Genomic DNA, 11,183 nt, shown 5'->3' on the forward strand with positions numbered 1-11,183 from the left:
TCAAGGCATTGCAGAACAGACTAACTTGTTGGCACTGAATGCGGCGATTGAAGCTGCGCGAGCAGGGGAGCAAGGGCGAGGTTTTGCCGTTGTAGCGGATGAAGTTCGGGTGTTAAGTCAGCGAACGCATGCATCAACGCAAGAAATTCAAAATATGATTGAAATGTTGCAAAGTACAACCGGTAAAGCGGTGAGCATTATGAATGATAGCCGTCGCTTGGCGGATACCAGTGTTGATGATGCGAACTCGGCCGCAGCCAGCTTGATGCAGATCCATCAAGCAGTTGAAAATATTAGTGATATGGCGACTCAAATAGCTTCTGCAGCAGAAGAGCAAGCCTCTGTTACGTCTGAAATCACGCGTAATACGGTGGGAATTCGTGATGCTTCTAATGATTTAGCGCAAGAAGCTCATGAAGCGGCTTCGCAAGCGGCAGAGTTGTCCCAACTTTCTTATCAATTAGATGAAGAAATTCGCCGCTTTAAATTATAAATAGCAGTGTTAACTAAATCGGAGGAGCCAAGGCTCCTCTGATTATAACCAGAACAATCGCACCGGGTGCTGAAGAGAATAGTGATGGGCGATTTGTGCCTGCATTAATTCAGCCGTTGCAATAGCATCGGTTAAGGCATGATGTGGGTGATAACTCGGTAGCCCATAGCGCTCCCGGGTTTGCCCTAATCGTAGCGATGCCTTTTTTTTCCCTTTTAATCGGTTCCAAAGGCCTGCGGTTATTTTTTTCTGGATTTGAGCCTCAATTTCCATCGTATCAATAATAGGAAACTCGATACCTTCATTGATTCGGCGTTTAAAGGCCTGATCTAAAAACTCACGTTCAATTTTATGGAAATGAACCACGATCACTTTGCCTGTTAATTGCTCAAGTAAGTCATCAATGATCTCACTTAAGTCGGGCGCACCCATAATATCGCTATGGGTGATACCGTGAATAATGACAGACTCTTCATCTAATTTCTGGCGAGGTCGAACGGTCCAATGTTTTGCTCTATTGAGATAAATTCGCTGCAGAGTAAAAGGCACTAAACCAATCGTAATAATTTCATCTTTATCGGCATTGAGGCCCGTGGTTTCAAAGTCCATCGCAACAAATTCCATCTCGCCAAGCTCAGTATTACCACTGGTAATTTCTGCTTGATAGAAGTGTTTTAACAATGGCGAATGAACAACCGCTTGTTTGGCTCGATATTTATAAGGCCAATCAATGCTCGGCGTTTGAAAAAGTCGTTTCATGATCACCCTTACTTAAAGTTACTACTGGCCTGATAGCGATATTTGAGGAAATTTTGGGCATTGCTTAAGATTTGAAAAGCATCTTTTAAATTTCGACGTTCAAATTCAGAAAGATTTTCAGGTTCAATATTGTTATCTGGCTGAATATCATTTTCCACATCTAGGGCTTGGTGGCGAATGCGAACCATCGAAATAAATTCCAGTGCATCTCGCAAATCTAGCCCTCGACCTTTAGGCAAGATCCCTGCATCAATGACATCATCTAACCGCTCAAAAGAGTTCTTTGAGCGAGAACCAACCGCAAGCGCGTGAACACGAATTAAATCTGCTAGTGGTGCGGTTCCGCGGCGTTTTAAGTTGATTGAATTGTTATGGCGACCATCTTTTTCCATTACAAAATTCTTAAAAAAACCAAGTGGAGGCGTGCGATTCAGCGCATTGCGAGCTAAACAGGCGAGAAAGCGGTTATTGCGTCTTGCTCGACGAACAATAAATCCATTGAGTTGTTCTGCCCATTTTAATCGCCCATAAACACCATCTAAATCAAAAAAGATGGATGCATTCAATAGCGCTTTCGGGTTTGGGTTATCAATCCAATCGGCAAAACATGTTTCCCACTGCTGGCGTGTCATTCGCCACATTGGGTTGGTCGCCATAATATCGCCAGTACAATAGCTATAGCCACATTTATCCAAGGTATCACAAACCAAGGTAGCGAGTTTGGCAAAATAGTCGCCGTGTATCGTTTCATCATAGCTGTCATCAAGAATAATCGCATTGTCTTGATCGGTGACGATCAACTGCTCATCACGTCCCATGGAGCCTAATGCTAAAAAGCAGTAGGGGATCGGTGCGGGGCCAAGCTCTTCTTCTGCTAACTCAATGATACGTTGCTTGAAACTCCGTCCAATGGTTGACATTGCGGTGCCGACCATATGAGAATTTGCATCTTCATTGACTAAACGAACAAAAGCGTCTTTCACTTGTTTAGAGAGCTGAGCTAAATCATCGGCGCTATTTTGTTGGAAAATACTACTCACGAGTAATAAGGAATTTTGCGATTCATAGCGGACAATATCGGTAATTTCTATGATGCCGATAGGGTTATTTTCTTTTAGAACCGGAAGGTGATGCACGTTATAGCGTAGCATAGTGAGCATGGCTTCATAGACATAGGCGTTGTGATCGAGTGAAATAACCTCGCTGGTCATGACTTCAGTGACGGGCTGACTATGATCGAGATCGGTCGCAATCACACGTCGGCATAAGTCACGGTCTGTGATGATGCCAACGACTGGGCTACTGTCATCTTCATTATCTTGCATAATATTGGGGTCAATGATCAGTAGCGATGAGACGTTTTCTTCTGACATTTTGACGGCTGCATCTTGAATCGACGCATCGTTATACACAAAAGGTGCTTCACGGGTGAGTAATCGCTTAACCTTGGCGGTGGTTAAATCATTTTGTTCGGCTGTGTTGGAAATGGCTTGACGTAGGCGTGCACTATCTTGGACTTCAACATAATCGGCAAAGGTATCATATTCATCATAAAGTTTCTGAAATATAGCTTCAGGAATACAATAGATCAATGTATCTTCAATTGCCGTCACCGGAAAGCTGACTTTGTTGTTGGTTAATAGCCCCATCTGGCCAAACAAGCCACCTTCGGTGATTCGGTTATACAGTTCGCCTTTGCGTCGATAAATTTCAACAACACCACTTCTTATCATGTATAGATCTTGAATATGATCACCTGCATGAATGATTGGCGTGTCTTGGCGAAAGTAAGCAATTTCTACATGATGAGCAATATCTTGCAAGATATGTTCTGGAAGCTCATTAAAAGGAGGGTATTGGGTGAGGAAGTTTTTTATTTCTAGTAATTCGGCTTCCATGAAGTAACTCCTGTGGTTTCTCAGAGAAAATGTAGGGTTTAATCAACCTTAGCTAAAGTTGAATCAGAAGAAGGCGAGTGTTTTTTCATGTAAAATCCTACCAAAGGATTTTAGTTTATCTCGCTGAATATTCTCAATATTGGTGATGAGGTATTGTACCAAATGTGAGCAATGAAGAGCGAAGAAAAAGAGTTGGGTGTACCCAACTCTTAAGTAAGAGGTTATTAATGCTTATAATACCGCTTTAATACCGTTACACAGTGGTGACATGTTCGATTTCGTCATTCCGGCAACGCTGATACGGCCTGAACCCACGATATAGATAGCAAAGTCTTCTTTTAAACGTTGAACTTGTTCTTTGCTCAATCCAGAAAATGAGAACATGCCATTTTGACGTTCGATGAAACTAAAATCAGCGGCTACCCCGATATTTTTCAATGTCGTCACAAATAACTCGCGCATCTCTTGGATACGTACGCGCATTTCGGCAACTTCTGCTTCCCATTCTGCACGAAGTTCTGGATGGTTGAGAATATAAGTAACGACCGCTGCACCATGTGCTGGCGGGTTGGAGTAAATTGAACGGATAATAGCCTTCACTTGAGAAAATGCCGTTTCTGCCACAGCGGTTGAGTTTGCCACTAAGGTGAATGCACCCACTCGTTCGTTGTATAAGCCAAAGTTTTTCGAGAAAGAACTGGCGACTAAAATCTCTTGGTTATATTGAGCAAAAATACGTAGCCCAGCTGCATCTTCTTCTACACCTTTGGCAAAGCCTTGATAGGCAAAGTCAAATAGTGGTAATAAACCTTTATCGGCAACTAGCTTTGCTAATATTTCCCATTCTTCTAATGTTGGGTCAATACCGGTTGGGTTATGGCAACATCCATGAAGTAGCACCACGTCACCCGTATTTGCTTGCTCAAGATCTGATACCATCGCAGCAAAGTCTTTATCTTTCGATGCGGCGTTATAATAAGCATATTGAACGGTCTCGAGTCCAGCGGCATTAAACACCCCATGATGGTTAGCCCATGTTGGGTTGCTGATCCAAATTTTTACATCACCTAATTGGCGTTTAATAAACTCACCGGCAACGCGTAGTGCTCCAGTCCCCCCCGGTGCTTGCGCTGTTTTTGCTAACTGATTGTTTACGATAGTAGAGGTATCGCCAAACAATAGCTTTTGCACCGCAAGGGCATATTCAGCGGTTCCCTCAATGGTCAAATAAGACTTGGTCTTTTCTGATTCAAGGAGCGCCGCTTCTGCTTTTTTTACGGTTGCAAGAACAGGCGTTTGTCCCGCTTCGTTTTTGTAGATGCCCACACCTAAGTTGATTTTTTCTTTTCGAGCATCGCTTTTAAACTCTTCAGTTAAACCAAGAATAGGGTCCGCCGGGGCCGCCACAACTTTTTCAAACATAATATTCATCCATGTAAAGTTAAAGTGAGAAGATTGTTTTCAGTTCTTTATACCTTTCTGGCTGCATACTGACAACCATAGTCCAATGGAAACTGAAAAAAACCTTCGCTTAGCGAAGGTTTTTTGATTGTGAAAGCGGTTTAGAAGTTGGCACTGCGTGGTGTACGAGGGAATGGAATCACATCTCTCACGTTACCCATGCCTGTCACATAAGAGACAAGACGCTCAAAACCAAGGCCAAACCCGGCATGAGGTACAGTGCCATAACGGCGTAAATCACGATACCAACCCATATGTTCGGGGTCGATACCCATCTCAATCATACGTGCATCAAGTACATCTAAGCGCTCTTCACGTTGCGAACCACCGATAATTTCACCAATTCCTGGTGCTAATACATCCATTGCGGCCACAGTTTTACCATCTTCATTCATGCGCATATAGAAAGCTTTAATGTCTTTGGGATAGTTTTTCACAATGACAGGTGCTTTAAAGTGTTCTTCGGCCAGATAGCGCTCATGCTCAGAAGAAAGGTCAATACCCCATTCAACGTCAAATTCAAATTTGCGACCAGAATCAAGCAGAATCGAAATGGCATCGGTATAGTCAACTTGTGCAAAGTCTGATTGTACAAATTGCTCTAAACGTGTGATGGCTTCTTTATCAATACGTGAAGCAAAAAATTCAAGATCGTCACGACGTTCGGTTAATACAGCGTTGAACACATACTTAAGCATGTCTTCAGCTAGCTTAGCGACATCGTTTAGGTCAGCAAAAGCAATTTCCGGCTCGACCATCCAAAATTCTGCTAAGTGACGGCTAGTGTTTGAGTTTTCCGCGCGGAAAGTCGGGCCAAAGGTGTATACTTTGCTCAATGCGCAAGCGTAAGCTTCAGCGTTTAACTGACCCGAAACGGTGAGAAAGGTCTCTTTGCCGAAGAAGTCTTCGTTAAAGTCAATATCGCCGTTGTCTTTACGGGGCAAGTTGGCTAGGTCGAGAGTAGATACGCGGAACATCTCGCCCGCACCTTCAGCATCAGATGCGGTAATTAACGGTGCGGAAACCCAGTAATAACCTTGTTCATGGTAGAAGCGATGAATCGCTTGAGCCAAACAGTTACGAACTCGGGCTACCGCCCCGATGACGTTGGTACGAGGACGTAAGTGGGCGACTTCTCGTAAGTATTCAATAGAATGACGCGTTTTGGCCATTGGATAGGTTTCAGCATCTTCAACCCAACCTACGACATTAACCTGTGTAGCGGCTAATTCAAAGTCTTGGCCGCTGGCTGGAGATTCAACCACTGTACCGGTAATTTCAACAGAACATCCAGTAGTCAGTTTTAAAACTTCATCTTGATAATTATCGAGATTATTCGGAACCACGGCCTGAATCGGGTTGAAACAAGAGCCGTCATATATGGCAAGAAAAGAGATTCCAGCTTTGGAATCGCGACGTGTACGGATCCAGCCGCGAACAGTGACTTCACTGTCTACTGCAAGCTTACCGCTTAATACGTCTTTTACAGGCGCGTAAGTCATGTTTGATATAGTCTCCATTGAGGTAAAAATTCAACCCAATGTTCATTCACAGTCTTTTTACTAAAAAATAGGCTAAACATTGGGTTGGATTAAATTTTACAGATTCAATGGCACATATTACCTGTCAATTTTTCTGCATCAACCATTAATATCATTTCATTGCTCAATTCTTGTTCGAAAGCGTGAATTGGTTGAGCAATAATTCTAACTGCTGCGATAATTGAGCAAGATCCACGCTTATTTCTCGCGTTTGGCTTGCTGATTGAGAGGTATCATTGGCATGTGATGTAATCGTATCTACTTTTCCTTGTACTTCATGACTGACCGCAGTGGTTTGCTGTGTTTGTTCTTGAATACGATTAGCGTGAGTTAATACTTGCTGCATTTCTGTTACGACTTGACCCATTGCTATTGAAAGGGTTTCCACATCATTAGAACGCTGATGCGCGTCGCTACAAACTAAATCGACGGATTGTAAAGATGAGAGACTTTCGTGTTTGAATTCGTCAATAATGTTTTCAATATTACTCGTTGCTTCAGTGGTTCGTGAGGCAAGATGGCGAACCTCATCGGCCACAACGGCAAAGCCTCGTCCTTGTTCACCGGCTCGGGCTGCTTCGATGGCGGCATTCAGCGCGAGTAAGTTAGTTTGATCGGCAATAGCTTGTATCGTATCTAATATGGTTGACACTTGTAGGGTTTGTTGATTTAGATGTGATATTTTTTCTTTGACTGACTCGATGTTGCCTACTAATTGCTTGAGCTGTTCACTGGCGGTATGAGCTTGTTGGGCACTTTGTTGAGCAACATCGGTTGTATGAGTGACCAGAGAAGAGGCATCTAAGGTTGCTGTTTCGACTTCCGTTTGCTTGGTTTGCATCTGTTCAATATTAAGCTGTACGTCAGCGGTTTCTTGCTGCTGATCGTTTGCGGCTTGATCGGTCGTTTTGGCAACGCGAGTCAGTTGTTTGGCACTATGAGCCAGAGAGTGAGAGGTTTGTTGAACTTGCTGCAAACTGTTTGATACGGTTTCCAGCAACGAATTGATTGAGTTTGCAAGCCACCCTAGTTCATCATTGCGTTGATTGGTGAGTCTTTGAGAGAGGTTTTTACTTTCGCTGACTAAGCGCATAAAGCGTGAAGTTTGTTGAATCGGGCTGATGATGATGTTTCGAATTAACGTCAAGGTGAGGAGAAATCCGAGTAACGCGATACTCGCCATGATAGCGACCCCAATCCAAGTCCGGTGCCTGACCATGTTATTTAAATGGTTAAGATTATATTCAAGACGAATGACACCCAAGACTTCGCCTTCTGGTGCAATATGGCAGGCGATACAGTTTGTTCCCCGATAATCAGCGCTCGATTTCATCGGCAACGCCACCACCAGTCCAGTTCCCCAGTCAGCTTGAAAGGGTTCAATAACGGTTTCACCCTTAAGAGCACGTTGATCAATATCATCGACAGGTTGTTGCTCTTCACCTCCTGGACCATAGAATTGATCCACTGATGCTGAGCGTAGGATTCGCACCTGTTCAATACCTTCTTGAGCTAATGCTTTTTGTCGTAGTGTTTCTTTCTGAGCCATTGTGCCAGTAAGCATCATCATGTTGAGACTATCAAAATAGTTACTGGCTTTATCGTGCAGTTGTTCGCTAAGAACTGAATGGATCAGATCGCGTTGCTGTAAGTATTGGTAGAGCGTTGAGCCGGTTAGTACCAGTGCAAAAACTGATAGTAAGGTCAGGAGTAATTTTGTTGTTATTGTCATAAGAATAGTGTTGTTATTAAAATGAGACTGACATTGTGACTATATCGTTAATGGTAAGTATCGCCAATGCGAGGTTCGATGGACTGTGACTCTAGGCGACATCTGATGATTGGATATGTGATGTAGTAAACGTATTCTATATGCTCTTGTCTCACTCCCGTTGATTACGTAGTATTGCGGCTCTTTTTAAAAATCCCGAGTAGTGAGATGAAAACCGAAATTTATAAAGAGTTTATGTTTGAGGCGGCCCACCGTTTACCGTATGTACCTGAAGGGCATAAATGTGGCCGTTTGCATGGGCACTCCTTCTTAGTTCGACTTTATGTGGCGGGAGAGGTTGATCCTCACACTGGGTGGTTAATTGACTTTGCAGAAATCAAAGCGGCATTCAAACCGATTTACCAGCGTCTAGATCACTATTATTTAAATGATATTGACGGGTTAGAGAATCCAACCAGTGAAGTGTTAGCAAAGTGGATTTGGCAACAATTGAAACCTAGCCTGCCTTTACTCAGTAAAGTCGAAATTAAAGAGACTTGCACCGCTGGGTGTGTGTATACCGGGTAGGGCAAAATAAAAAGCCTGATGTCAGAGCATCAGGCTTAGTATACTCAGAGTTTTGTGTCGAAATTAGCAGATGACTTTCACGGCTAACCCACCTTGAGAGGTTTCACGATATTTCGCATTCATGTCTTTTCCGGTTTCAAACATGGTTTCGATCACTTTATCTAAAGAAACTCGCGGTGCGGAAGAGCGACGCATAGCCATACGGGTTGAGTTAATGGCTTTAACTGCCGCGATTCCGTTTCGTTCAATACAAGGCACTTGTACCTGACCTGCGACAGGATCACAGGTTAAGCCTAGGTTGTGTTCCATTGCGATTTCTGCAGCCATACACACCTGTTCTGGACTGCCACCTAATAGTTCGGCTAATCCCGCAGCCGCCATGGAACAGGCGACACCGACTTCGCCCTGACAGCCTACTTCTGCTCCAGAAATTGAGGCATTTTGTTTATAGAGCCCACCAATAGCACCCGAGGTAGCAAAATAGCGGATATAATCTTTTTCTGTGACGGTTTGAATGAACTTATCGTAATAGGCGAGTACTGCCGGAATAATACCACAAGCTCCGTTAGTCGGTGCTGTTACGACACGACCACCCGCGGCATTTTCTTCATTGACGGCAAAGGCATACATATTTACCCAGTCGACTACGGCCATCGGGTCGTTAGTGGTTTTTTCTGAGGTTAATAATTGTTGGCGTAATGCTGCGGCACGGCGTGGTACACGTAAAGGACCCGGTAAAATACCTTCGGTACTCATACCTCGCTCCATACATTCACGCATCGTGCGCCAGATATTGGCAAAATAGCGGCGAACTTCTTCATCCGAATGAATAGCTTTCTCATTGGCCATCACCAAGGTGCTAATAGATAATCCATGCTCTCTACATTGATTGACCAACTGTTCGGCACTGCTAAATGGGTAGGGAACTTGGATCGGCGAGTCAATGGTTTTACCAAAGTTTTCTTCATCGACAATAAAGCCGCCACCGATCGAATAGTAAGTTTTGGTATAAACGACTTGTTCGTCGATCCAAGCATGGATTTGCATGCCATTTTCGTGGAGTGATAAATTGGTTTTATGAAAATTCATTCCGCCGTCACGGGGGAAGGCGACGGTATGACAGTGCATGCCGACTGGAAGGCGTTCGGTTTCTTCAACACGAGCAATGAAGCTGGGAATTGCATCAATATCGACTTTTTCAGGAGTGTTTCCTGCCAAGCCCATAATAATAGCAATATCTGTGTGGTGACCTTTCCCTGTCAGTGATAATGATCCATAAACATCAACGGTAATTTTAGTGATGTCGCGCAATTTTCCCATCGCGCGCAGGTCATCAATAAATTGTTTTCCCGCTTTCATTGGGCCGACCGTGTGTGAGCTTGACGGACCGACACCAATTTTATAGATATCAAATACACTAATCATATTGATTGCCTCAAAATCAGGCCCCCCTTATAAAGGGAGGCCTATTTATCAATTATATTTTATGTTTTAAGCTCATATATCCTTCTTACTTGAAGTCGCTATGCCGATGACGTTTGCTTATCCCAGCCATATCGTTGAACGCTATTCATGGGGCTTTTCTCACTTGCTGCCTACCTGCAACGCCAAGTCACCTAGAAGAATACATTGATGCATAGATTAAAGAGCGCCGTAGATTACAGAACTAATAGCAGCAAAACCACAAATAACTGTAAAAATTTGTACCGGTGCCGATGTCTTATATTTTGCCATTGCAGGAACATTTTTCATGGCAAAAACCGGCAGTATAAACAAAATTGCGGCGATCATTGGAGCGCCCATCGTTTCGATCATGCCTAAAATACTTGGGTTAATAATAGCAATGATCCAAGTTGTGAGAACGATAAAGACTAATGAGATCTTTTCAATTTTGCTAATGGAGAGTTGGCTACGTGATTTGACTAATCCGACTAAACCTTCATGAGCGCCTAAGAAGTGGCCAAAGTAACTCGACGTAATTGCAGCGAAGGCGACAATTGGACCTAGATAAGAAATCAATGGTGATTCATGCACATTAGCAAGATAAGACAATACACTGATGTTTTGTTCTTGCGCCATATGAAGTTGCTCGGGCGTCAGAGACAGTACTACCGAGAAAACAAAAAACATCACGAAGCCCATTAGCATCATAGCTGATCCGGCGGTAATCATATCTGTTTTTGCGACAGCATTATCACCATGCTCAAGACGTTGTACCTTAGTGAATTGGCTAATGATCGGACTATGGTTAAAAGAAAAAACGATGATAGGAATAGCAAGCCACACAATGACCGGCATTGCCGACCAATCTGGTGAGGTTTCCATCATAGAGGTATTCCAGTCTGGAATCAGAAAGAAGGAAAGTGCGAGTAAAATAAAAACCAGCGGATAAACCATGGCCGATGTTGCTTTTAGCATCAGCTCTTTACCAAATACTACTCCTGCAGTCATGGTTGCAATGAGTGCACCAGAGAGTAGCCAACGCGGAATTGAAGCCATACCGATTTGATGGACTAAGAAAGAGTCTACGGTATTGGTAATACCGACACCATAGATGAGAACAATAGGGTAAATGGCAAAAAAGTAAGCAAAAGTGATAAGGTTAGCGCCAGTTTTACCAAAGTGTTCTTCAACGGTATCTGTAATATCAGAGTCAGGTTTGCTGGCAGAAAGGACGAAACGAGCTAATCCTTTATGGGCAAACCAAGTCATAGGAGCAGCGAGTAGGGCTA

The 11,183-nt window shown here is 43.5% G+C and carries 9 protein-coding genes; 2 read left to right on the forward strand and 7 right to left on the reverse strand.

The window, feature by feature from the left end; genetic code table 11:
- A partial coding sequence (locus B7C60_RS18370) for a methyl-accepting chemotaxis protein (protein WP_245868890.1) occupies nt 1-493 on the forward strand: 493 nt, incomplete at its 5' end.
- A gap of 42 nt (nt 494-535) precedes the next feature.
- On the opposite strand, the gene B7C60_RS07900 is transcribed toward B7C60_RS18370, so the two are convergent.
- The 5 genes from B7C60_RS07900 to B7C60_RS07920 all read right to left on the reverse strand — a co-directional run bounded on the left by B7C60_RS07900 (nt 536) and on the right by B7C60_RS07920 (nt 7,884).
- Nucleotides 536-1,252: a 3'-5' exonuclease gene (locus tag B7C60_RS07900; RefSeq protein ID WP_099611183.1), complete on the reverse strand. Its 717-nt coding sequence runs from the start codon at nt 1,250-1,252 to the stop codon at nt 536-538.
- A gap of 8 nt (nt 1,253-1,260) precedes the next feature.
- Complete coding sequence (locus B7C60_RS07905; RefSeq protein ID WP_099611184.1) at nt 1,261-3,150, reverse strand: DUF294 nucleotidyltransferase-like domain-containing protein; 1,890 nt, start codon at nt 3,148-3,150, stop codon at nt 1,261-1,263.
- Between the two features lie 231 nt (nt 3,151-3,381).
- Nucleotides 3,382-4,572 (reverse strand): amino acid aminotransferase, encoded by a 1,191-nt coding sequence (locus tag B7C60_RS07910; protein ID WP_099611185.1) that lies wholly within the window; start codon nt 4,570-4,572, stop codon nt 3,382-3,384.
- A 140-nt stretch (nt 4,573-4,712) separates the two neighbouring features.
- Nucleotides 4,713-6,113, reverse strand: a complete 1,401-nt coding sequence (asnS, locus tag B7C60_RS07915; RefSeq protein WP_099611186.1) for an asparagine--tRNA ligase — start codon at nt 6,111-6,113, stop codon at nt 4,713-4,715.
- 163 nt (nt 6,114-6,276) lie between these two features.
- Nucleotides 6,277-7,884 carry a methyl-accepting chemotaxis protein gene (locus B7C60_RS07920; protein ID WP_099611187.1) on the reverse strand — a complete coding sequence of 536 codons (1,608 nt, stop codon included), beginning with the start codon at nt 7,882-7,884 and terminating at the stop codon, nt 6,277-6,279.
- A 207-nt stretch (nt 7,885-8,091) separates the two neighbouring features.
- Between B7C60_RS07920 and queD the strand changes: the two genes are divergently transcribed.
- Nucleotides 8,092-8,451 carry a 6-carboxytetrahydropterin synthase QueD gene (gene queD / locus B7C60_RS07925; protein WP_099611188.1) on the forward strand — a complete coding sequence of 120 codons (360 nt, stop codon included), beginning with the start codon at nt 8,092-8,094 and terminating at the stop codon, nt 8,449-8,451.
- Between the two features lie 63 nt (nt 8,452-8,514).
- On the opposite strand, the gene B7C60_RS07930 is transcribed toward queD, so the two are convergent.
- Nucleotides 8,515-9,876, reverse strand: a complete 1,362-nt coding sequence (locus B7C60_RS07930; RefSeq protein WP_099611189.1) for an L-serine ammonia-lyase — start codon at nt 9,874-9,876, stop codon at nt 8,515-8,517.
- 216 nt (nt 9,877-10,092) lie between these two features.
- Nucleotides 10,093-11,183 (reverse strand): SLC5/6 family protein (locus B7C60_RS07935; protein ID WP_245868892.1); only part of this gene is annotated, 1,091 nt, incomplete at its 5' end.

This window comes from Vibrio fujianensis (genome assembly GCF_002749895.1).
GTDB lineage: Bacteria > Pseudomonadota > Gammaproteobacteria > Enterobacterales > Vibrionaceae > Vibrio > Vibrio fujianensis.

Excerpts from the sequence above, each read along its gene's own strand:
- B7C60_RS07900 (WP_099611183.1), bottom strand. The coding sequence starts at position 1,252 with ATGAAACGACTTTTTCAAACGCCGAGCATTGATTGGCCTTATAAATAT.
- queD (WP_099611188.1), top strand. The coding sequence starts at position 8,092 with ATGAAAACCGAAATTTATAAAGAGTTTATGTTTGAGGCGGCCCACCGT.
- B7C60_RS07920 (WP_099611187.1), bottom strand. The coding sequence starts at position 7,884 with ATGACAATAACAACAAAATTACTCCTGACCTTACTATCAGTTTTTGCA.
- B7C60_RS07910 (WP_099611185.1), bottom strand. The coding sequence starts at position 4,572 with ATGTTTGAAAAAGTTGTGGCGGCCCCGGCGGACCCTATTCTTGGTTTA.
- B7C60_RS07905 (WP_099611184.1), bottom strand. The coding sequence starts at position 3,150 with ATGGAAGCCGAATTACTAGAAATAAAAAACTTCCTCACCCAATACCCT.
- B7C60_RS07930 (WP_099611189.1), bottom strand. The coding sequence starts at position 9,876 with ATGATTAGTGTATTTGATATCTATAAAATTGGTGTCGGTCCGTCAAGC.
- asnS (WP_099611186.1), bottom strand. The coding sequence starts at position 6,113 with ATGACTTACGCGCCTGTAAAAGACGTATTAAGCGGTAAGCTTGCAGTA.